This is a genomic window from Vicinamibacteria bacterium, from assembly GCA_035570235.1.
GTDB lineage: Bacteria > Acidobacteriota > Vicinamibacteria > Fen-336 > Fen-336 > DATMML01.
This window is the reverse complement of the sequence record DATMML010000015.1, coordinates 161886-183063: the sequence shown is the minus strand read 5'-3', so window position 1 is coordinate 183063 and position 21178 is coordinate 161886. Positions and strand designations below refer to the sequence as shown.

21 protein-coding genes are annotated in these 21178 nt (G+C 69.5%); 20 read left to right on the top strand and 1 reads right to left on the bottom strand.

Translation table 11 applies throughout. The features are described from left to right. Positions 1-62 precede the first annotated feature (62 nt). From miaA to holA, 16 genes are all read left to right on the top strand, one after another. The gene (miaA, locus tag VN461_03080; protein HXB53738.1) at positions 63-983 is read left to right on the top strand and encodes a tRNA (adenosine(37)-N6)-dimethylallyltransferase MiaA; all 921 of its coding nucleotides are present in this window, start codon (positions 63-65) and stop codon (positions 981-983) included. Then, positions 983-2191, top strand: a complete 1209-nt coding sequence (locus VN461_03075; GenBank protein HXB53737.1) for a phosphopentomutase — start codon at positions 983-985, stop codon at positions 2189-2191. Before miaA ends, VN461_03075 begins: the two co-directional genes overlap by 1 nt. A 31-nt stretch (positions 2192-2222) precedes the next feature. Continuing rightward, a complete protein-coding gene (locus VN461_03070; GenBank protein ID HXB53736.1) occupies positions 2223-2792 on the top strand; it encodes a DUF177 domain-containing protein in 570 nt (189 codons plus the stop codon). A gap of 9 nt (positions 2793-2801) precedes the next feature. After that, positions 2802-2984 (top strand): 50S ribosomal protein L32, encoded by a 183-nt coding sequence (gene rpmF / locus VN461_03065; protein HXB53735.1) that lies wholly within the window; start codon positions 2802-2804, stop codon positions 2982-2984. 26 nt (positions 2985-3010) lie between these two features. After that, positions 3011-4045, top strand: coding sequence for a phosphate acyltransferase PlsX (plsX, locus tag VN461_03060; GenBank protein ID HXB53734.1), 1035 nt, complete (start codon positions 3011-3013; stop codon positions 4043-4045). Beyond that, positions 4042-4992: an ACP S-malonyltransferase gene (fabD, locus tag VN461_03055; protein HXB53733.1), complete on the top strand. Its 951-nt coding sequence runs from the start codon at positions 4042-4044 to the stop codon at positions 4990-4992. The genes plsX and fabD overlap by 4 nt, the downstream gene beginning before the upstream one ends. Beyond that, entirely contained in the window at positions 4992-5735 is a 744-nt protein-coding gene (gene fabG, locus VN461_03050) for a 3-oxoacyl-[acyl-carrier-protein] reductase (GenBank protein HXB53732.1), read from the top strand. Before fabD ends, fabG begins: the two co-directional genes overlap by 1 nt. Positions 5736-5890: 155 nt before the next feature. After that, on the top strand, positions 5891-6139 hold the full coding sequence (gene acpP / locus VN461_03045; protein HXB53731.1) for an acyl carrier protein: 249 nt from the start codon (positions 5891-5893) through the stop codon (positions 6137-6139). A 24-nt stretch (positions 6140-6163) separates the two neighbouring features. Next, positions 6164-7411, top strand: coding sequence for a beta-ketoacyl-ACP synthase II (gene fabF / locus VN461_03040; GenBank protein ID HXB53730.1), 1248 nt, complete (start codon positions 6164-6166; stop codon positions 7409-7411). Between the two features lie 115 nt (positions 7412-7526). Beyond that, on the top strand, positions 7527-8306 hold the full coding sequence (locus tag VN461_03035) for an electron transfer flavoprotein subunit beta/FixA family protein (protein ID HXB53729.1): 780 nt from the start codon (positions 7527-7529) through the stop codon (positions 8304-8306). A 3-nt stretch (positions 8307-8309) separates the two neighbouring features. Then, positions 8310-9290 carry an electron transfer flavoprotein subunit alpha/FixB family protein gene (locus VN461_03030; GenBank protein ID HXB53728.1) on the top strand — a complete coding sequence of 327 codons (981 nt, stop codon included), beginning with the start codon at positions 8310-8312 and terminating at the stop codon, positions 9288-9290. Positions 9291-9417: 127 nt separating this feature from the next. Next, complete coding sequence (locus tag VN461_03025; protein HXB53727.1) at positions 9418-11100, top strand: electron transfer flavoprotein-ubiquinone oxidoreductase; 1683 nt, start codon at positions 9418-9420, stop codon at positions 11098-11100. A 10-nt stretch (positions 11101-11110) separates the two neighbouring features. Continuing rightward, positions 11111-12145, top strand: a complete 1035-nt coding sequence (locus VN461_03020) for a histone deacetylase (GenBank protein ID HXB53726.1) — start codon at positions 11111-11113, stop codon at positions 12143-12145. A gap of 48 nt (positions 12146-12193) precedes the next feature. Next, a complete protein-coding gene (gene leuS / locus VN461_03015) occupies positions 12194-14662 on the top strand; it encodes a leucine--tRNA ligase (protein HXB53725.1) in 2469 nt (822 codons plus the stop codon). Next, positions 14659-15183: an LPS assembly lipoprotein LptE gene (gene lptE / locus VN461_03010; GenBank protein ID HXB53724.1), complete on the top strand. Its 525-nt coding sequence runs from the start codon at positions 14659-14661 to the stop codon at positions 15181-15183. Before leuS ends, lptE begins: the two co-directional genes overlap by 4 nt. A 16-nt stretch (positions 15184-15199) precedes the next feature. Beyond that, positions 15200-16192 (top strand): DNA polymerase III subunit delta, encoded by a 993-nt coding sequence (gene holA, locus VN461_03005; GenBank protein HXB53723.1) that lies wholly within the window; start codon positions 15200-15202, stop codon positions 16190-16192. Here holA and rpsT read toward each other — a convergent pair. Continuing rightward, positions 16164-16439: a 30S ribosomal protein S20 gene (gene rpsT / locus VN461_03000; protein HXB53722.1), complete on the bottom strand. Its 276-nt coding sequence runs from the start codon at positions 16437-16439 to the stop codon at positions 16164-16166. The genes holA and rpsT overlap by 29 nt on opposite strands. Before the next feature lie 44 nt (positions 16440-16483). Here rpsT and murJ point away from each other — a divergent pair, with 44 nt between their 5' ends. From murJ to metK, 4 genes are all read left to right on the top strand, one after another. Continuing rightward, positions 16484-18091 (top strand): murein biosynthesis integral membrane protein MurJ, encoded by a 1608-nt coding sequence (murJ, locus tag VN461_02995; protein HXB53721.1) that lies wholly within the window; start codon positions 16484-16486, stop codon positions 18089-18091. 100 nt (positions 18092-18191) lie between these two features. After that, positions 18192-18977, top strand: a complete 786-nt coding sequence (locus VN461_02990) for a hypothetical protein (GenBank protein ID HXB53720.1) — start codon at positions 18192-18194, stop codon at positions 18975-18977. A 33-nt stretch (positions 18978-19010) separates the two neighbouring features. After that, complete coding sequence (xerD, locus tag VN461_02985) at positions 19011-19898, top strand: site-specific tyrosine recombinase XerD (protein ID HXB53719.1); 888 nt, start codon at positions 19011-19013, stop codon at positions 19896-19898. Between the two features lie 102 nt (positions 19899-20000). Next, positions 20001-21152: a methionine adenosyltransferase gene (gene metK, locus VN461_02980; GenBank protein HXB53718.1), complete on the top strand. Its 1152-nt coding sequence runs from the start codon at positions 20001-20003 to the stop codon at positions 21150-21152. The last annotated feature ends 26 nt before the right edge of the window (positions 21153-21178 follow it).

The following is a 21178-nucleotide window of genomic DNA, read 5'->3' as shown; positions in this document are numbered from 1 at the left end:
TCCGCCCGCGGGCCTTCCCGGCCCCGCACTCCCCGGGCCGCGGTCCTGACGGCTTGACCGCCGTGTTGCCGCGGCTGATCGCGGTGGTCGGGCCCACGGGGGCGGGCAAGAGCGCCCTCGCCCTGCGCCTGGCCCGGGAACGCGGGGGCGAGATCGTCTCCTGCGATAGCCTCCAGGTCTACCGCGGTCTGGACATCGGCAGCGCCAAGGCCAGCCTCGAGGAGCGGCGCTCCGTGCCCCATCATCTCCTGGACGTGGTGGACCCCGACGAGGAGTTCTCGGCCGCGGAGTACGCCCGCCGGGGGCGGGCCGCGCTCCTCGACATCACGCGGCGGGGGCGGTTGCCGATCGTGGCGGGGGGCACGGGTCTCTATCTCCGGGCGCTGCTCCAGGGCCTCTTCGTGGGGCCCTCCCGAGACCTCGCCCTGCGGCGGAGGCTGGAGGCGATCGCGGAGCGCTACGGGGAGGCCCGGCTCCACCGCCTGCTGGCCCGGGTAGACCCGGAAGCGGCGGCCCGGCTACCGGTGGGGGATCGCCTGCGCGTGGTGCGAGCCCTGGAGGTTTTCCGGGCCACCGGCCGACCGATCTCCGAGCACCACCGCGGTGCCGGCGAGCCCCTGGGCGGCTTCGTCTCCTTCCTGGTCGGGATCACGCCCGCACGCCCGGCCCTGCGCCTGGCCGTGGAGCAGCGCACGCGCGACATGTTCGCCCGCGGCCTGCTCGATGAGGTCAGGGGCCTCCTGGCCCGTGGCTACGCCCCCGAGCTGCGGCCGCTGCGGGCCATCGGATACCGGCAGGCGCTGGCCCTCCTGGGGGGCCAACTTGCGCGGGCCGAGGCCGAGCGTGATATCGTCTCCGACACTCTGCGGCTCGCTAAGCGGCAGATGACCTGGTTCCGCCACCAGGCTTCGGTGGCCTGGTGTCCCGACCTCGATAGCGCCTACGCGGCTGCGGTGGCCTGGCTGGACCGGGCGGAGGGGTGATGGCCGGGAGCAAGCCGGGCACGGGGCCGTTCCGCAGAGCGGTGGTGATCGTGTGCGACGGCCTCGGGGTGGGGGCGGCCCCCGACGCAGCGGCCTTCGGGGACGACGGGGCCGATACCCTCGGCCACGTGCTCGCCTCCCGTTCCGTCCGCATCCCGAACCTCACCGCCCTCGGCCTCGGGAACCTGACCCCGACCTTCAAGGGGGCGCGCTATCCGCGACCGCTGGGGGCCTTCGGCAAGATGGCCGAGGGCAGCGCGGGCAAGGACACGACCAGCGGCCACTGGGAGATGGCGGGTGTCCTGACCACCGTTCCCTTCCGCACCTACCCGCACGGCTTTCCCCCCGAGGTCGTGCGGCCCTTCGAGGAGCGGATCGGCCGCAAGGTGCTCGGCAACCGCGCGGCCTCGGGTACCGAGATCCTGAAGGACCTCGGGGAGGAGCACTTGCGCACGGGCTCGCCCATCCTCTACACCTCGGGGGACAGCGTGTTCCAGGTGGCTGCGCACGAGGAGGTCGTCCCCCTCCCGGAGCTCTACCGGATCTGCCGCATAGGCTACGAGATCGCCTGCCTGGGCCACGGGGTGTGCCGGGTGATCGCCCGGCCTTTCCTGGGGAAGACGCGCGACGACTTCAAGCGCACGTCCAACCGGCGGGACTTTCCGGTGCCGCCCCCCGGGGAGACGCTCCTCGACCGCCTCTCCGCGCGGGGAGTGGCCGTACACGGTGTAGGCAAGATCGGGGACATCTTCTCCGGACGCGGCCTCACCACCGACGTCCACACTCGGTCCGACGCGGATGGGATCGACCGGACGCTGGAGGCCCTGGGCACGGCAGAGGGGGGGCTCATCTTCACCAACCTGGTGGACTTCGACACCCTCTATGGCCACCGCAATGACGTGGCGGGATACGCGGCCAACCTGGAGGCCCTCGATGTCCGGCTCCCCGATCTGCGGGAGGCGCTGGGCCCCGACGACGTGCTCCTGTTCACGGGCGACCACGGCTGCGACCCCTCGGACACCTCCACCGACCACACCCGTGAGCATGTCCCCGTTCTGGTCGTCGGAGCCCGGGTGCGGGAGGGGGTGAACCTCGGTGTGCGGGCGACGTTCGCGGACTTGGGGGCCACCTTGGCGGACAACTTCGGAGTCGCCCCCCTGGCCGCGGGCACCTCTTTCCTGACGGACCTTCTGGGGGTAAGTGCTTGACGAAACAGAAGGAATCGGTAAAATCGAAGGTTTGAGCGCACGCCCGATGCTCGTCATTGAAATAGGCCACATCCCTCCCGAGGGAATGGAGGTGGACGACGCCCTCAAGCCAGGGGCGGTCCACGTCGAAAACGAGAGGAGCTTCACCCTGGAGCCGGGGGGGAGCCTGCGCTGCCGCCTGGAGAAGACGGACGGGGATACCGTGCATGTGCGCGGGCACCTCAAGGCCGGGCTGGGCCTGGAGTGCGGCCGCTGCCTCGAGCCCTTCCTGTTCTCCATCGACCAGGAGCTGGACCTGTTCTACTTGCCGCACCGGGCGGGGGAGGAGGCGGAAGAGGAGGAGGACGAGGTCGAGCTCACCGACCGCGACATGGTCGTGGCCTATTACGAGGGCGAGCGCCTCGACCTGGGGGAGATGGTCCGGGAGCAGTTCTTCTTGAGCGTCCCCCTGAAGCGGCTCTGCCGCGAGGACTGCCGCGGGCGCTGCGCGTCCTGCGGCGCGAACTGGAATCAAGGGAGCTGTGGATGCCCGGCCCCGACGGAGGAGCCGGATCCCCGCCTCGCCGGCCTGAAGAAGCTCTTGAACGAAGGCTCTCACTAGGAGTTCGACATGCCCAATCCCAAGCGCCGTCATTCGAAGGCCCGCCGCGATCGCCGGCGCGCCCACGACCACCTAACATCCCCCGGGCTCAGCCTCTGTCCCAATTGCCACGAGCCCAAGCTGTCGCACCGGGTCTGCCCTCGTTGCGGGTACTACAAGGGCAAGCCCGTGGTCGGGGTGGAGGAGGTCTAGGGTAGGGCCTCGATCTGCGGCGGGGCATGCCAGAAGCAGCGCCCGTAACCCGCGTGGCCGTGGACGCCATGGGGGGCGACCACGGGCCGGCCGTGGTGGTGGAGGGAGCGGTCATCGCCTGCCGTGAGCTCGGCCTCCCCTCCATTCTAGTGGGCCCCCAAGGGACGGTGCGGGCGGAGCTGCGCCGGACGGGCGGCGAAGGGCTGCCCATCGAGGTCGTGGACGCACCCTACGTCGTGGGCATGGGCGAGAAGGTCAACCGCACCACCTTGAAGAGGCGCTCGTCCATTCAGGTGGCGGTGGAGCTGGTCCGGGATGGAGAAGCGGGCGCTTTCTTCTCCGCGGGCAACACCGCGGCGTGCTGGACCATCGCCAAGCTGGCTCTGGGCACGATCGCGGAGGTGGACCGGCCGGCGCTGGCTGCGGTTGTTCCCCACGTCCACGGCCGCACCGTGCTCCTGGACGTGGGCGCCAATGCCGCCTGCAAGGCACGCCATCTGTTGGAGTTCGCGGTGATGGGGAATGCGTACACCCGTGACGTCTTCCATACCCCGAATCCACGGGTGGGTCTCATGAGCATGGGGGAGGAGGAGACCAAGGGCAACGAGCTGACCAAAGAGGTCCACGAGGCGCTCAAGGGCTCCAGCCTGAACTTCATCGGGAACGTCGAGGGGCACGACCTCTTCTCCGGCCGGGTGGACGTGATCGTCATGGACGGCTTCACCGGGAACGTGGCCCTAAAGGCCAGCGAGACCCTGGCCGAGTCTCTTCTGCAGCTCCTGCGGGAGGAGCTCCAGCGCACGCCCTGGACCCGCCTGGGGGCCCTTCTCTCCGGGCCGGCGTTCCGAGCCCTGAAGCGCCGGATCGACCCCGCCGAGTACGGAGGAGCGCCCCTCCTTGGCTTGAAAGGCTGCTGCGTGATCGGCCACGGACGTTCCAACACGCGGGCCATCAAGCACGGGATCCGGGTGGCGGCGGAGTTCGGTCGGAGCGGGGTGAACGAGAGCATCGGGGCCGAGCTCCGGGCCTTGGGCGCGCGCAAGCAAGAGGCGGGGGCGTGAGCCTGGCCCTCCTGTTCCCCGGTCAGGGCTCCCAGCAAGTGGGCATGGGCCGGGCCCTGGTCGAGCACTTCGAGGAGAGCCGCGCCGCCTTCGCGGAGGCCGACCGGGCCTTGGGCTTCTCGCTGTCCGGCCTCTGCTTCGAGGGGCCGGAGTCCGAACTGCAGCTCACCGCCAATGCCCAGCCCGCGATCCTGGTCGCGAGCGTGGCCGCGGTTCGCCCCCTGCTCGCGCGGGGCCTCAGCCCGGCCTGGGTGGCCGGGCACAGCTTGGGCGAGTATTCCGCGTTGGTAGCGGCGGGCGCGCTGCCCCTGGGAGAAGCGGTGGTGGCGGTGCGCCGGCGCGGAGAGTACATGCAGGAAGCGGTACCCGTTGGCCAGGGGGCGATGGCGGCCATCCTTGGCCTGGACCTCCCCGGCGTCGAGAGAGCCTGCCGGGAGGCTGCCCAAGGCGAGGTGGTTTCCCCCGCCAACATCAATAGCCCCAGCCAGGTCGTGATCGCGGGGCACGCCACCGCCGTGGACCGCGCGGCCGAGCGGTGCAAGGCCGCGGGAGCCCGCCGGGCCCTGCGCCTGCCCGTCTCCGCGCCTTTCCACTGCGCGCTTATGGTACCCGCCCAGGAGAGGCTGGCCCCAGATCTGGCCCGGCTAAACTTCCGGGATCCCCTCGTTCCCCTCGTCAACAACGCGGATGCGGCCGTGGTGCGTACCGCGGCCGCCTGCCGGGAGGGCTTGGTCCGCCAGGTCTCGGCCCCCGTGCGCTGGCAGGAATGCGTCGAGCGGCTGGTCCGAGAGGGAGTGCAAACCATGGTCGAGGTGGGTCCGGGGACCGTGCTCACCGGTCTGGTGAAGAAGATCGCCAAGGGGGTGCGGACCCTGAACGTGAACGACCCCGCGTCGCTCGAGAGCGCGGTGTCCGCCCTCTCCGCGCCGGCGCGGGCGGAGCTTTGATGGGAGGGCTCACGGGCCGGGTGTCGCTGGTCACGGGGGCCTCCCGGGGGATCGGGCGGGCCATCGCGCGGGCTCTGGCCGCGGACGGGGCCACCGTGGTGCTGGGGGCACGGGACACGATCCGACTGGCGGAGGCGGTGGCGGAAATCGTGGGGGAGGGCGGACGTGCGGAGGCCGTCTCTTTGGACGTGGCCGAGCGGGCTTCGGTGGAGGCGGCGGTGGCGGGCATCCTGAAGACGCACGGGCGCCTGGACCACTTGGTCAACAACGCGGGCATCACCCGGGACAACCTGCTCCTGCGCATGAAAGCGGAGGAGTGGGAGGAAGTCCTCGCCACCAACCTGAGCGGGGTGTTCCACTGCACCCAGGCCGCCCTGCGCCCCATGCTGAAGCAGCGCAGTGGACGGATCGTGAGCGTGACCTCCGTGGTGGGCCTCACCGGGAACCCCGGCCAGGCCAACTATGCGGCCAGCAAGGCGGGGATCTTGGGCTTCACAAAGTCCGTGGCCCGGGAAGTGGCCTCCCGGTCCATCACCGTGAACGCGGTGGCTCCTGGCTTCATCGAGACGGACATGACGGCGGCCATGACGGACAAGGCCCGGGAGGCGGTGGTGGCCGCCATCCCCATGGGCCGGGTGGGCCGACCGGGGGACGTGGCCGCAGCCGTGGCCTTTCTGGTCTCGGAAGCAGCGGCTTACATTACGGGTCAGGTGCTGGGGGTGGACGGTGGCTTCCACATGTAGAATGCCAGGGACCCCCGGATGACGGAAAAGGGGAACAACTCATCGCCGGCCCCGCGTCGCGGCCGCGCGCGAAGGGGGATCGACCCCCGCGGAGCGCGCGGGGGGCCCGGGGGGTGGGGGGCCGCGCCTTCCGGACTTGATTAGAGAGGAGCCTCATGGAGCCTGTTGCCGATCGCGTGAAGAAGATCATCGTGGACCAGCTGGGGGTGGAGGAGGAACTGGTCACGCCCGAGGCGTCCTTCGTGGACGACCTGGGGGCGGACAGCCTCGATACCGTAGAGCTGGTCATGGCGCTGGAAGAGGAGTTCGGGATCGAGATCCCGGACGAGGACGCGGAGAAGATCACGCGCGTCAAGGAGGCGGTGGACTACATCGACAAGCACGGCGACAAGGCCAAGAAGTAGGGGCCGGGCAAGGGAGCTGGGCTCGTGTCCGAGAAACGCAGGGTCGTAGTCACCGGTGTGGGCCTCGTGTCGGGCCTCGGCATCGGCACCGAGGAGACCTGGAAGGGCCTCCTCGGGGGCCGATCGGGGGCGGCCCCCATCACCCTTTTCGACGCCTCCCAGCACACGACGCGGTTCGCGGTGGAGGTCCGGGGCTTCGATCCCCTGAACTGGGTCGAGAAGAAGGACGTGAAGAAGATGGACCGCTTCATCCAGTTCGCGGTGGCGGCCGCGGACTTTGCGGTCCGGGACTCGGGCCTCAAGATCGACGCCGCGATTGCGGAGCGGGTGGGGGTCTACATCGGGAGCGGCATTGGCGGGTTCGCCACCATCGAACGGGAGCACGAAGCCCTGCTCAAGGGGGGGCCCCGCAAGGTGAGCCCTTTCTTCATCCCCGCCTCCATCGTCAACCTGGCCTCCGGCTGGGTCTCCATCCGCACCGGGGCCAAGGGCCCCAACTCCGCCACGTGCACCGCCTGCACCACCAGCGCCCACGCGGTGGGGGACTCGTACCGGCTGATCCAGCGGGGCGAGGCGGACTGCATGATTGCCGGGGGGAGCGAGGCCGCGATCACCCCCCTGGGGGTGGGCGGTTTCGCGGCCATGCGCGCCCTTTCCACGCGCAACGAGGAGCCGGCCAAGGCCTCCCGGCCCTTCGACCGCGACCGCGACGGCTTCGTAATTGGGGAAGGGTCGGGGATCCTGGTCTTGGAGGAGCTGGAGATGGCGCGCCGACGGGGCGCCCGCATCTACTGCGAGCTCGTCGGCTACGGCATGTCCAGCGACGCCTTCCATATCACCGCTCCCTGCGAAGACGGGGACGGGGCCATAAGGGTCATGCGCCGGACGCTCCAGGACGCGGGGGTGGAGCCGTCAGCGGTGGACTACGTCAACGTGCACGGGACCTCCACCCCGGTGGGCGACCGCATCGAGGTCATAGCCCTGAAGACGGTGTTCGGCGACCACGCCCGAAAAATGCCGATCAGCTCCACCAAGTCCATGACCGGGCACCTCCTGGGGGCGGCGGGGGGGCTGGAAGCGGGGATCGTGGCCCTCGCCCTTCGCGACCAGATCCTGCCCCCCACCATCAACCAGGAGAACCCCGACCCCGAGTGCGACCTGGATTTCGTCCCCCACAAGGCCCGCAAGGCGCGGGTGGAGTACGCCCTCACGAACTCCTTCGGGTTTGGGGGAACGAACGGGGCTCTTCTCTTCCAGCGCTTCCTCGAGTGAGCCGGGTCCCCCCGCGGAGAGCTCCCGCCATCCCGAAAATGAACCGTGATTCATTTGCCAGCAGGGCCCGACCTGGACTAACGTGCAGTCGAGAGCGGGAGAAGGGTTCCTGAACGTGAAGATCATCGTCTGCGTGAAGCAAGTCCCGGACACGGAAACCCGGATCCGCATCGATCCCTCCGGCGACGCGATCTCGGAGGCGGAGATCAACTGGATCGTGTCTCCCTACGACGAGTTCGGGATCGAGGAGGCTCTCCAGATCAAGGAGAAGAAAGGGGGGGAGGTGATCCTGGTCGCGCTGGGGCCGGACCGGGTGCAATCCGCGCTGCGCAACGGGCTGGCCATGGGCGCGGACTCGGCCCTTCACCTCAAGGATCCCCTCTTCGAGGCGACGGACAGTCTGGGCACGGCGCGGGCCCTGGCCGCGGCCATCAAGACCCTGGCCCCCTTCGACCTCGTCTTCACCGGCCAGCAGGGCGTGGGCGGAGACCATAGCCAGGTTCCCGGCGTCCTGGCCGCGCTGCTGGACCTCCCCCAGGTAACGGTGGTGGTGAAGGTCGAGATCCAGGATGGCAAGGCGGTGGTGGAGCGGGAGATCGAGGGCGCGCACGAGACCTGGGAGGTGTCGCTTCCGGCGGTGCTCTCCGCCCAAAAAGGGCTGAACGAGCCGCGCTATGCGAGCCTAAAGGGGATCATGGCCGCGAAGAAGAAGCCGATGCAGGCCCTGGACGCGGCGGCCCTGGGCCTGGACGGAGCGGCCCTGGCTCCGCGGACCCGCGTGGTGTCGATGGAGCTGCCGCCCGCCCGCCCCGCGGTCAAGATGATCGAGGGTGATCCGGAGACGCAGGCCAGGGAGCTGATCCGCCTCCTCCACGAAGAAGCCAAGGTGATCTGACCCATGGGGGGAATCCTCACTTTCGCGGAGGTTCGGGACGGCCGCCTGCGGCGCCCCTCTCTGGAGGCGGTGTCGGAGGCGCGGCGTCTGGCCGACGCCCTCGCCGCCCGGGTGGAGACCGTTCTCCTGGGCTCGGGGGTCAAGGGCCTGGCCGCGGAACTGGGCCACTACGGGGGGGACCGGGTCCACGTTTTTGACGACCCCGCCCTCGCCCACTACGCCACCGAGACCTACGCCCGGGCCCTGGCCCAGGCCATCCGGGCGGTGAAGCCGAGCGTGGTCCTCGTCCCCTTCACCGCCATGGGCAAAGACCTGGCTCCGCGGGTTGCGGCCGAGATCGGGGCCGGCCTCGTCTCCGACTGTGTGGCCCTGACCCTGAAGGAGGGGCGGCTTCTGGCCCGGCGACCGATGTACGCTGGCAAGGCCTACGCCACCGTACGCTGGGAGGGGGAGCCCCAAATGGCCACCCTCCGCACCAACGTGTTCGCCCTCCGCCCGCCGGACGCCACCCGCGGGGTGGAGGTCGTGGCGGGCACCGTGGAGGCGGCGGCCCGGGCCCGGGTCACCGCGGTGCACGCGGCCGAGGCGGGCAAGATCGAGCTGAGCGAGGCTCAGATCATCGTCTCCGGCGGGCGGGGGCTGAAGGGCCCCGAGCACTTCCACCTCGTGCAGAGCCTGGGGGAGGCCCTGGGGGCGGCGGTGGGGGCCTCACGGGCGGTCGTGGACGCGGGCTGGGTGGATCATCAGATGCAGGTGGGCCAGACGGGAAAGACGGTCTCCCCGACCCTGTACATCGCGTGCGGGATCAGCGGGGCCATCCAGCACCTGGCCGGCATGTCGTCCTCCAAGTACATCGTGGCTATCAACAAGGACCCCGACGCACCCATCTTCAAGGTGGCCAACTATGGCCTGGTGGGCGATGTTTTCGAGATCCTGCCCCGCCTGACCCAGGCGGCCAAGGCCTACTTTCTAGCCAAGGGCTGAGAGGGGCGCGGCGGGACGGAGGGAGCCCCACGGACAGGAGATTCCCGCACGCCGCGGAGGCCCCGGGGATAGCCACCTGGACGGCCCCAGGGGGGGCCGTGATCTTCTGGGTTGCGGAGAGGCCTTGATGCCCGAGCGCGAGACACTCGAGACCGACGTCCTGGTGGTGGGGGGCGGCCCTGCCGGCCTGGCCGCCGCCATCCATTTCAAGGACCGGCTAGGGGCGCACGGGCGGGCGACGGGCCGATCGGCCGAGGCCTCCGTCATGGTGGTGGAGAAGGCGGCCGAGTTCGGGGCCCACTGCCTTTCCGGAGCCGTGCTTGATCCGGTGTCCCTGCGGGAGCTGATCCCCGATTTCGAGGAGAGGGGGGCACCTGTCGCGACGCGGGTCTCCGAGGATCGCGTCTACATGCTGACCGCGGGGAGCAAGCTCGGGCTTCCCCTCGTCCCGCCCCCTCTGCGGAACCACGGCCACTACATCATCAGCCTGAACCAACTCGTGAAATGGCTGGCCCAGCAGGCGGAGGCGCGGGGGATTGACCTCCTGCCCGGGTTCCCGGGCGCGGAAATGCTGTACGAGGGCGAGCGTGTCGTGGGCGTGCGCACGGGCGCCAAGGGCATCGACAAGAACGGCCAGCGGAAAGGCAACTTCGAGGCCGGGGTGGACCTCCGGGCCAAGGTCACGATCCTCGCCGAAGGGGCCCGGGGCAGCCTCGCCAAGGAGCTCGTGCCCCGCCTCGGGCTCGATCGGGGCCGGTTCCCCATGGTCTATTCGATCGGGATCAAGGAGCTGTGGGAGGTGCCCAAGGGACGCCTGGCCCCGGGGGCCGTGATCCACACCATGGGCTACCCGCTTGACGCGCGCACGTTTGGCGGGGGCTTCATTTACGGCTTCACGGAGGAGCGCGTCTCCCTCGGCCTCGTGGTCGGCCTCGACTATCACGACCCCTTCCTCGATCCCCACGGTCTTTTCCAGGCCTTTAAGCGGCACCCCCTGCTGAGGGGAATCCTGGAGGGCGGGAAGATGGTCCGTTACGGAGCACGCACCATCAGCGAGGGGGGCTGGTACTCGATCCCCCGGCCCTACGCGGACGGCGTCCTTCTCGTGGGCGAGGCCGCGGGCTACCTGAATGCGATGCGCCTGAAGGGCATCCACCTCGCGATCAAGACCGGGATGCTCGCCGCGGAGACCGCCCTGGAGGCGGTCCTGGCCGGGGATAGCTCGGCCGCCCGCTTGCAGCAGTTCGAGCATAGGGTCGACGCCTCTTACGTCAAGGAGGAGCTCTGGCGGGTGCGGAATTTTCATCAGGGCTTCAAGCACGGTCTCTACGCGGGCCTCTTCCACAGCGGCCTGCAGATGCTCACCGCAGGTCGGGGGCTGGTCGACCCTCTGCGCCCCTCCCGCGGCTACGCGGAGGTGCACTCCCTCGCCGACTACTACGGGGAGGGGAAGACCCGCGATGACTTCCAGCGGGCCAAGCCGGATGGCGTCCTCACCTTCGATCGCTTGACCGACGTCTACCACTCGGGGACCAAGCACGACGAGGACCAGCCCGTCCACCTGCACGTGGCCGATCCCGGCATCTGTGAGACGAGGTGCCGGGAGGAGTACGGCAACCCCTGCGAAAAATTCTGCCCGGCCGCGGTTTACGAGATGGTGCCCAAGAGCGGAGGTTCGTGCGACCTCAAGCTCCAGATCAACTTCTCCAACTGCGTGCACTGCAAGACCTGCGATGTCATGGACCCTTACCAGATCATCACCTGGGTCACGCCCGAAGGCGGGGGCGGCCCGCGGTACGACGACCTCTGATCTTAGGACCATGCCCCGCGTCGCCCTTTACGACGACCCCCTGTTTCGCGAGCACGATGCGGGCTTCGGCCATCCCGAGCGGCCGGAGCGGCTGGATGCGGTGCGGAAGGGGATCCGCGAGGCGGGGCTGGAGGGGCGGCTTGACCTCATTCCGCCCCGCTCCGCCACCCCCGCCGAGCTCCTGCGCGTCCACACCGAGGGCCACGTGGGGCGGGTGGCTTCGACCAAGGGCCGGCGCTTCCGCTTCGATCCCGACACCGAGGCCGGCCCCCGCTCGCAGGCCGCCGCCCTCCTCGCCGCGGGAGCGGTGGTCGACGCCGTGGACCGGACCCTGGAGGGAGAGATCGATAGGGCCTTCTGCGCGGTGCGTCCCCCCGGCCATCACGCCCGGGCAGACCAGGCCATGGGCTTCTGCCTCTTCAACAACGTCGCCGTGGCCGCGGCCCATGCCCTCCACCGGGGCCTGCATCGGGTGATGATCGTCGACTTCGACGTGCACCACGGGAACGGAACGCAAGAGATCTTCTACGACGATCCCCGCGTGCTCTACGTCTCCTCCCACGCCTACCCCTTCTACCCGGGCACGGGAGCCCTCGACGAGGTGGGAGAAGGCAAAGGCCGCGGCTTCACCGTGAACCTCCCCCTGCCCGACGGGATGGGGGACCAGGACTTTGCCCGAATCTACCGGACGATCGTGGAGCCGGTGGGCAGGGCCTTCGACCCCGAGCTGGTGCTGGTCTCCGCGGGCTTTGACGCCGCCCGCGGGGATCCCCTGGCCGGCATGGACCTGACCGCCGAGGGCTACGCGGAGCTCACGGACGTCTGCCTAGGCATCGCCGCGGGGGCGGCCAAGGGCCGGGCCCTCTTCGTCCTTGAGGGCGGCTACGGCCTGGACGCGCTCGCGGGGGGAGCGGCATCGGTCACGCGGCTGCTCCTGGGGGAGAAGCACGCTCCCCTGCCTCCCGCCGCGGGGGGACGGGCGGGCACCCTCGTGCCCGCTTACTGCCGGGAACTCCGGGAGCATTGGCCGATCCTGAGCTCCTGAGGGCCGTTCCCGGGGCCTGTGTTAGCATCGAATCTTCGACCCCAAGTCATGAGCGAGTACCTCTTCGACGAGATTGAGCCGCGGTGGCAGGAGCGCTGGCGGGAGCAGGGGGCCTTCGAGGTGACCGAAGACCCCTCCCGGCCGAAGTACTACTGCCTGGAGATGCTGCCCTATCCCTCGGGCGACATCCACGTCGGGCACGTGCGCAACTACTGCATCACCGACGTGGTGGCCCGCTACCGGACGATGCGGGGCTTCAACGTCCTTCATCCCATCGGCTGGGACGCCCTCGGCCTGCCCGCGGAGAACGCGGCCATCAAGCACGGCATCCACCCCGAGAAATGGACTCGGGACAACATCGCGGGCATGAAGCGGCAGCTCCAGCGTCTCGGCTTCAGCTACCCCTGGAGCCGCGAGATCGCGACCTGCGACCCCGAGTACTACCGCTGGAACCAGTGGTTCTTCCTGCGCATGCTGGAGCGGGGGATCGCCTACCGGAAGAAAGCGGCCGTCAACTGGTGCCCCTCCTGCCAGACCGTGCTCGCCAACGAGCAGGCGGAGGGAGGAGAGTGCTGGCGCTGCCATAGCAAGGTCGAGGAGCGCGAGCTGGACCAGTGGTTCGTCCGCATCACCGCCTACCAGGATCAGCTCCTCGACGACATGGCCCAGCTCGAGGCTTGGCCGGAGCGCGTGCTCGTCCAGCAGCGCAACTGGGTCGGCCGCTCGCCGGGGGCGGAGGTGGACTTTCCGGTCCCGGGGGGGGAGCCGATTCGCATCTTCACCACCCGCATCGACACCATCTTCGGCGCGACCTTCATGGTGCTGGCCCCCGAGCACGGGATGGTGGAAACCCTCCTCGCGGGCGCTCCCGAGGCGGAGGAGCCGCGGGCCGCGATCGCCCGCCTGCGCGCCCAGGATCGACGCGCGCGGCTGGAGGGCGGCATCGAAAAAGAGGGCGTGTTCACCGGGCGCTACGCCATCAACCCCTTCAGCGGGGAGCGGATCCCGATCTGGGTGGGTAACTTCGTGCTCATGGGGTACGGAACGGGCGCCATCATGGCCGTGCCTGCCCACGACCAGCGCGATTTCGAGTTCGCGCGGAAGTACGGGATCCCCATCCGGGTCGTGATTCAGGGGGAGGGGACACCGCTCGAGGGTGACGCCCTGACGGCGGCCTACGACGGGCCGGGCCGCCTCGTGAACAGCGGGGGCTTCAACGGCCTCCCCTTCGACGAGGCCAAGGCCCGCCTGGCCGCCCATGCCGCCGCCCAGGGCTTCGGCAAGGCGACCGTGACCTACCGGCTTCGGGACTGGCTGATCAGCCGGCAGCGCTACTGGGGGACGCCGATTCCCGTCCTCTATTGCCCGAAGGACGGGCTGGTCCCGGTTCCCGAGGAGGACCTTCCCGTGGTCCTGCCCCCCGACGCCCCCTTCACGGGAGAGGGCGGGAACCCGCTCGAGAAGGTGGCCACGTTCGTGGAGGCCGCCTGCCCTCGCTGCGGAGGTCCGGCCCGCCGCGAGACCGACACCATGGACACCTTCGTGGACTCGTCCTGGTATTTCTACCGGTACCTCTCGCCGCGCAAGAAGGACGGGCCCTTCGACCCCGCGGCCGTGCGTTACTGGTTCCCCATCGACCTCTACGTGGGCGGGATCGAGCACGCCATCCTGCACCTCGTGTACTCCCGTTTCTGGACCAAGTTCATGCGCGACCTCGGGCTCGTGCCCTTCGACGAGCCGGTCACCCGTCTCTTCCCCCAGGGAATGGTCCACAAGGACGGGGACGTGATGTCCAAGTCGAAGGGGAACACGGTGGCTCCCGACGACATGATCGACCGCTACGGGGCGGACACCCTCCGCCTCTACATCCTGTTCGTGGCCCCCCCGGATCTCCCTCTGGAGTGGAGCGACGAGAACATCGCGGGCGCCCACCGCTTTATCAACAAAGTGTGGCGTCTGATCGACCGGTACGCGGAGGCGCTGGCCGCCGCCCCCGCCCTCCCCCAGGAGCTGCCCGCCGCCGGCCGGGATCTCAGGCGCAAGGTGCATCAGACGGTGGCCAAGGTCACCCGTGACATCGAGGGGCGGCTGCAGATGAACACCGCGGTGGCGGCCATGATGGAGCTCTACAACACCATCGTCGAGCTCGAGCCGAGGGTGTCCGCGGAGGAGGGGGGCCGGGCGGTGCTCCGCGAGGCCCTGGAGACGCTGGTCCTCCTCCTGAACCCCTTCACGCCCCATCTCTGCGAGGAGCTCGCGGAGCGGCTGGGCCGGAAGGGCGGGCTCGTGCGCGCGGCCTGGCCGGTGGCGGATCCCGCGGCCGCGCGGGAGGAGGAGTTGGAGCTGGCGGTCCAGGTCAACGGCAAGGTCCGCGGGCACGTGACGGTGCCGCGGGAAGCGCGGGAGGAGGACGTCCGCCGCTGGGCCCTGACCGAGGTAGCCGAGCACGTGAAGGGGAAGGAGATCGTGAAGGTGGTGGTGGTGCCCGGGCGGCTGGTCAGCGTGGTGACCCGATGAGGGCGCGGGCGGCGGCCATCCTCGGTCTGCTCGCCCTCGGGCCCGGCTGTGGGTACGCCCTTGTGGGCAAGGGGATCACGACCGATCCCACCATCAAGCGCCTCGGGGTGCCCCTGTTCAAAGACCGCACGGGCAAGCCGGGCCTCGACCAGAAGATCACCCAGAAGGTCATCGAAGAGCTTCAGAAGCGCAATCGGTTCACGGTGGTGCAGGAACCGTCGGGAGTGGACGCCCTGGTGGAGGGGGAGATCACGGCCTACACCGTCACCCCCGTCGGTCTGGGCGCGGAGGGGACCCGCACCCAGGCCAACCGCTACGCGATCACGCTCGTGGCCAAGATCACCTACAAGAAGATCGGGCAGAAGGATCCGATCTGGGCCAGCGAAGGCTTCTCGTTCCGCGACGAGTACGACATCGGGGATGCGGCCACGGGCTACTTCGACCGTGAGGACCAGACCATCGATCGCCTGGGTTCCGCCTTCGCCCGTACGCTGGTGGCGGCCATGCTGGAGGCTTTCTGAGCCCGGCCGATTGCCGGTGAGCGGCCATTCGGCGGGCGTCCACCTGATTCTGGGCTCGGACTCCTTTCTGGCCGAGGAGGCCTTGGAGGAACTCCTGCGCGGCGCGGTCGGGCTCGACCGGGCGGCCACCGTTCAGAGCCTGCACGGAGATGAGACGAGCTGGGCCCGCGTGCTCGACTCCGCGGGCATGGGCTCCCTCTTTGCAGAGCGCCGGGCGATCGTGGTCCGGGGGGCGGAAGGCCTCAAGGGAGACGGGGAGGGTCTTGAGTCTTATCTCGAGAGCCCCACCTCGGGCGTGACCCTCATCTTCCTCGCCGCCCGGCCCGACAAGCGGCGCACGGCCTTTAAGCATCTCCTGGCCAAGGCGGCGGTGGTGCGAGCGGATCCCAAGAAGGGCCAGGCGCTCCGCGCCTACGTGGCCGAACACGCACGCCGGCGCAAGCTCAAGCTCACGGAGGAGGGGTTCGAAGAGCTCCTGGAACGCGTCGGCCAGGACTTGCGGCGGCTCATGGGCGAGCTCGATAAGCTGCAGGCCTACGGCGAAGGCGAGCGCGCACTCTCCGCGGAGGAGGTGGCAGCCGTCCTGGGCCGGGGCCTGGCCCCGCCTCTCTATAGGCTGAGCGACGCGATCGCGGGGCGGGACGCGGACCGGGTGCTGGCCCTTACGGAGGCGCTGCTGGAGGAGGGGGAGGAGCCGCCGAAGATCGTGGGCACGCTGCACCGCTCGCTCCGGCAGGTGCGGGGGGCGGTCGCCCTCCGCGAGCGGCGGGCCTCGCGGGCGGAGTTGGCCCGGCTGCTCCCGCCCACCATGGCCTTCAAGCTGCCCGCGCTCCTGGAGGCCGCGGAGCGCTGGGCAGAGCCCGAGCTGAAGCGGGCGCTAGCGGCCCTCGGCCGCGCCGACCGGGGGATGAAGAAGGGGGCCGACGCCCGCGTGGCCCTGACGGCGGCGGTGGCGGAGGCCTGCGGGTCCCCGCGGGGGGCTAGGAACGCGCCCCGGCCAGGGCGTTGACCTTGCGCGAGAGCCGGCTCTTGTATCGGGCGGCCGCGTTGTCGTGGACGACGCCCTTGCGGGCGGCCTTGTCGATCTGCCCGACCGTCGCGGGCAGGAGCGCGCGGGCGGCGTCGGCGTCACCCTTGGCGATGGCCGCGCGGAGCTTCTTCACCTGGGTCTTGAGCTGGGACAGGCTCTTCTTGTTGCGGGCCCGGTGCCTCAAGCTCTGCCGCATCTGCTTCAGAGCCGACGCGTGTTGTGCCACTCTCTCCTCCCTCTTAACGGCGACAAACTAACAGTTTAGCGATCTTGGACCCGCAGGTCAAGGGCGAGGAGGGGGGAGGCAGCGGGTCCTTCCTGCGCGCGGCCGGCCTCGTCTCCGGCCTCACCCTGGTCTCGCGCGTTCTGGGCCTGGTGCGGGAGCAGGTCTTCGCCGCCCTCCTGGGCGCCGGCCTTCACGCCGATGCTTTTCAAATCGCCTTCCGCATCCCCAACCTCCTCCGGGACCTTTTCGCGGAAGGCACCCTTTCCGCGGCGTTTGTGCCCGTTTACACCCGAGCCCTGGCGGAGGAGGGCCGTCCCGGCGCGCACCGGCTCTCCTCCCGCCTCCTGACCCTCCTGGCCGCGCTCCTGGGGGTTGTGGTCGCGGCCGGCATCGTGTTCGCGGGTCCCCTGGTGGCGGTCCTGGCCCCCGGCTTTAGGGCCGTGCCCGGCAAGGCGGAGCTCACGGTCCGACTCACCCGGGTCATGATGCCCTTCCTGCCCCTCGTCTCGTTCGCGGCTGTGGCCATGGGGATGCTGAATGCGGAGGAGCGCTACGGGCCGCCCGCCTTCGCCCCCGCCATGTTCAACCTCGTCGCCATCGTCTGGGGAGGGGCGCTCTGGGCCCTGGGCTTTCCCCTGGAGCAGGTCGCGCTCGGCTGGGCGGCGGGCACCCTGCTCGGGGGAGCGGCCCAGCTCCTGGTTCAGCTCCCGTCCCTGCGACGGATGGGCTGGTGGTTCGTCCCCGAGTGGGCCCCCGGCGATCCGGGTATCCGGCGGATCGCTGGGCTCATGGCCCCTGCCACCGTGGGCCTGGCCGCGGTCCAGATCAACATCTTCGTCAACAGCTACTTCGCGTCTTTTGAGCCCGGCGGCGTGGCCTGGCTCAACTATGCCTTCCGGATCCTCTATCTCCCCATCGGGATCTTCGGGGTGGCCCTGGGGACGATCGCCACCACCGGCCTCGCCCGCCGAGCGGCGGCGGGTGACCTCGTGGGCCTGAGCGAGACCTTGAGGCAATCGCTCTTCATGCTCGCGTTCTTGACCCTGCCCGCCACCGCGGGCCTGATGGTGCTAGGGGTGCCGATCGTGCGCCTCCTATACCAGCACGGGCGCTTCGCGGCCTCCGACACCACCAACACCGCGGCTGCCCTTCTGGCCTATTCCATCGGTCTGCTGGCCTATACGGGGGTCAAGGTGCTGGCCCCCGCCTTCTACGCCCTGGGCAAGCCGCGAGTCCCCCTCCTCGCCAGCGCCCTCGCCGTCGTTACCAACGTGGTCATCAACGTGCTCTTCTTCACGCGCGTGGGGTTCCGCGCGGTGGCCCTGGGAACCGCGGTGGGATCGCTCGCCAACGTGGCGGTGCTGCTCGCCGTCTTCGAGCGGCGGGTGGGCGGCCTCGGAGGGCGGGGCTGGCCGATGCGGTTTCTGCGGATCCTGGGGGCCACGGCCGTGATGGCGCTCGTGACCTGGCTCTTGGCGCAGCAGCTCGAGGCCTGGCTGGGGTCAGAGGGTCTTCTCGCTCAGCTGGCCACGGGGCTCGGGCCCGTCGTCGTGGGCGTCCTCGTCTACGGCCTGGCCGCCTACGGCCTCAAGGTTCCGGAGGCGAGGGCCGTCCTGGATCTCCTGAAGGGGGCGGGCCGGCGGGACCTCTAGCCCTAGGAGTCGTCGTCCGGACCCACACAAAGGCTTGTGGTTGATGGGGATCTCATGGTATCGTCTGCCCGGTCCGCAGCTTGCGGGCTCGAGGAGGCCAATGATACGACCTGTCCCTGCTCCTGGTGCCGTTCTCCTGCTGCTGGCCCTGCCGGCACTGGGGATGGCCCAGGTCCAGGAGCTGCCAAGCCAAGAAAACTACCACTTGCGCGCGGAATACTGGAAGTGGTGGCCCAATCTGAGTTCCCAGATCCAGAAGGGGTTCAGCACCACGCCGGGGACGCTCCTGGACGTCAAGAACGACCTCGGCGTCACCGACCAGTCCACGTGGGAGGTGAGGGGGGCTCTCAAGCTCAGCCCCGGCTTCAAGCTCCGCGGTGACTACACGTCCTTCAACTACACCGGGAACACGACCGCGGCCGCCAACTTCAGCTTCGGACAGAACCTCTATCGGGCGGGCAGCACGGTCAACACGAGCCTCAAGGGCGGGTACTACACCGGGGCCCTCGAGTGGGATTTCGTCAAGAGCCGGCAGGGCTTCTTCGGGGCCTTTATCGGTGCCAAGTACCTGACCGTGGATGCCGTCATCGTGGCTAGCGCGCAAGGCCAGCGCGACCTCGAGAGCGCGAGCATACCCGCACCCATTCTCGGCCTCGCGGGTCGTATCTACCAGGGGCACTTCAGCCTGGAGGGGGAGTTCTCGGGGTTCACGATCGGGGATCGCGGACACCTCTGGGAACTCGAGGTCACGGCGCGCCTCCACCTCTCCGACCACCTGGCCGTCTCCGGGGGCTACCGGCGCTTCTCCGTCGAGGGCCGGAACAGCCGGGACTACGTCAACTTCGAGATGACCGGCTGGCTCATCGGCGGGGAGCTGAGCATCTAGCGCGCGGCCGTTCCATCACCCGGGGAGTGCGGGGTGAGTGTGGCCATCACGGAGGAGTACCTCGACCACCTGCGGGTGGAGCGCGGTCTCGCCCCCAATTCGCTCCTGGCCTACGGCCGGGATCTGGCCCGGCTGGGGGCCTACGCGCGGCGGCGTGGGAAGAGCCTTCTCGCCCTCCGCCAAGCCGACCTCGCGGCGTTCATGGGCAGCCTGCGCTCGGCAGGGCTCTCCCCGCGGTCGGTGGCGCGGAGCGTGCACTGCATCCGCGGCCTCTATCGTTTCGCGGTCCGCGAGGGTCGGCTCCCGGTCGACCCCATGGAAAACCTGAAGGCCCCCCGGGCCTTCAAGGGACTGCCGCGCTGCCTGACCCCGGCGCAGGTGGACGCCCTGCTGGAGGCCCCGGATGCCGCGACCCCCCTCGGGATCCGGGACCGGGCCATCCTGGAGGTCCTTTACGCGAGCGGCCTGCGGGTCTCGGAGCTCATCGGCCTCAAGCCGGGGGATCTAGATCTGGAGGTGGGGCTCCTGACTTGTTTCGGGAAGGGGCGCAAGGAGCGGCTGGTGCCGGTGGGGGGGGTGGCCGTGCGCTGGGTGGAGCGCTACCTCCGCGAGGTCCGGCCCCGGCTGGCCAAGGACGGCGGGGACCCCAGTCTCTTCCTGAACCAGCGCGGTCGACGCCTCTCGCGCATGGGGCTGTGGTCGATCGTGCGGCGGCACGCGGTCACGGCGGGGGTGGAGCGAGTCCTGACTCCCCACGTGCTCCGCCACTCGTTCGCCAGCCACTTGCTGGAGCGGGGTGCGGACCTGCGGTCGCTGCAGGCCATGCTCGGGCACGCCGACATCTCCACCACCCAGATCTACACCCACGTCACGCGCGAGCGGCTGCGCAAACTCTACGATCAGTTCCACCCTCGGGCCTGAGACTCCGTTGACCCCCCCTCTCGCGGGTGATACCCTACCAGCTTTTGGGTGGCCCGGAGTTGCCGCAAGGGAGAGGCCGGGCCCCGGGAGATCGAGACAATCATGGCGAAAAACGGGCGTCATCTCTTCACCTCGGAGTCGGTGACCGAAGGGCACCCCGACAAGATCGCGGACCAGATCTCGGACGCGGTCCTGGACGCGCTTCTCGCGCAGGACCCCTATAGCCGCGTGGCCTGCGAGACCCTGGTCACCACCGGCCTCGCCTTCGTGGCGGGCGAGATCACGACCCAGGCCTACGCGGAGCTCCCCGACATCGTCCGCCAGACCATCAAGGATGTCGGCTACACGCGCGCCAAGTACGGCTTCGACTACGAAACCTGCGCGGTCATCTCCTCCATTCACGGGCAGTCCCCCGACATCGCCCAGGGCGTGGATCCGGGGGGGGCGGGGGACCAAGGCCTGATGTTCGGCTATGCCTGCAACGAGACCGAAGAGCTGATGCCGTTGCCCATCATGCTCGCGCACAAGCTGGTGCGGCGGCTCACCCAGGTCCGGAAGGAGGAGATCCTCGACTACCTCCGGCCGGATGGCAAGAGCCAAGTCACGGTGGAGTACGACGGGCAGAAGCCGGTCCGGGTGGAGGCCGTGATCATCTCCGCCCAACACAGCAGCCTGGTCAAGATCGAGACCATCCGGGAGGACATCCTGGAGAAGGTCATCCATGCCGTGATCCCCAGCAACCTCCTCGACTCGCGGACGAAGTACTTCATCAACCCCACCGGACGGTTCGTGGTGGGGGGGCCCCAGGGGGACTGTGGCCTCACCGGTCGCAAAATCATCGTGGACACCTACGGAGGCGTGGGCAGCCACGGGGGCGGCGCCTTCTCGGGGAAGGACCCGACGAAGGTGGACCGCTCGGCGTCCTACATGGCCCGCCATATCGCCAAGAATGTGGTGGCCGCCGGCCTCGCCGATCACCTCGAGCTGCAGATTGCCTACGCGATCGGGGTGGCGGATCCAGTCTCGGTGATGGTCGACACCATGGGCACGGGCAAGGTCCCGGAGACCAAGATCGTGGAAGCGGTGCGCGAGATCTTTCCCCTCACCCCCAAAGGGATCATCGAGTACCTGAACCTGCGCCGACCCATCTTCAAGAAGACCGCCGCCTACGGCCACTTCGGACGCAGCGAGCCGGAGTTCACCTGGGAGCGGACGGACAAGGCCGAGGCCCTCCGCTCTTTCATGAAGCGCTGAGGGTTCGCAAGCGGACCTGCCGGGAA

Excerpts from the sequence above, each read along its gene's own strand:
- VN461_03075 (HXB53737.1), top strand. The coding sequence starts at position 983 with ATGGCCGGGAGCAAGCCGGGCACGGGGCCGTTCCGCAGAGCGGTGGTG.
- fabG (HXB53732.1), top strand. The coding sequence starts at position 4,992 with ATGGGAGGGCTCACGGGCCGGGTGTCGCTGGTCACGGGGGCCTCCCGG.
- VN461_03025 (HXB53727.1), top strand. The coding sequence starts at position 9,418 with ATGCCCGAGCGCGAGACACTCGAGACCGACGTCCTGGTGGTGGGGGGC.
- VN461_03030 (HXB53728.1), top strand. The coding sequence starts at position 8,310 with ATGGGGGGAATCCTCACTTTCGCGGAGGTTCGGGACGGCCGCCTGCGG.
- lptE (HXB53724.1), top strand. The coding sequence starts at position 14,659 with ATGAGGGCGCGGGCGGCGGCCATCCTCGGTCTGCTCGCCCTCGGGCCC.
- leuS (HXB53725.1), top strand. The coding sequence starts at position 12,194 with ATGAGCGAGTACCTCTTCGACGAGATTGAGCCGCGGTGGCAGGAGCGC.
- plsX (HXB53734.1), top strand. The coding sequence starts at position 3,011 with ATGCCAGAAGCAGCGCCCGTAACCCGCGTGGCCGTGGACGCCATGGGG.
- acpP (HXB53731.1), top strand. The coding sequence starts at position 5,891 with ATGGAGCCTGTTGCCGATCGCGTGAAGAAGATCATCGTGGACCAGCTG.
- VN461_03020 (HXB53726.1), top strand. The coding sequence starts at position 11,111 with ATGCCCCGCGTCGCCCTTTACGACGACCCCCTGTTTCGCGAGCACGAT.
- VN461_02990 (HXB53720.1), top strand. The coding sequence starts at position 18,192 with ATGATACGACCTGTCCCTGCTCCTGGTGCCGTTCTCCTGCTGCTGGCC.
- rpmF (HXB53735.1), top strand. The coding sequence starts at position 2,802 with ATGCCCAATCCCAAGCGCCGTCATTCGAAGGCCCGCCGCGATCGCCGG.
- metK (HXB53718.1), top strand. The coding sequence starts at position 20,001 with ATGGCGAAAAACGGGCGTCATCTCTTCACCTCGGAGTCGGTGACCGAA.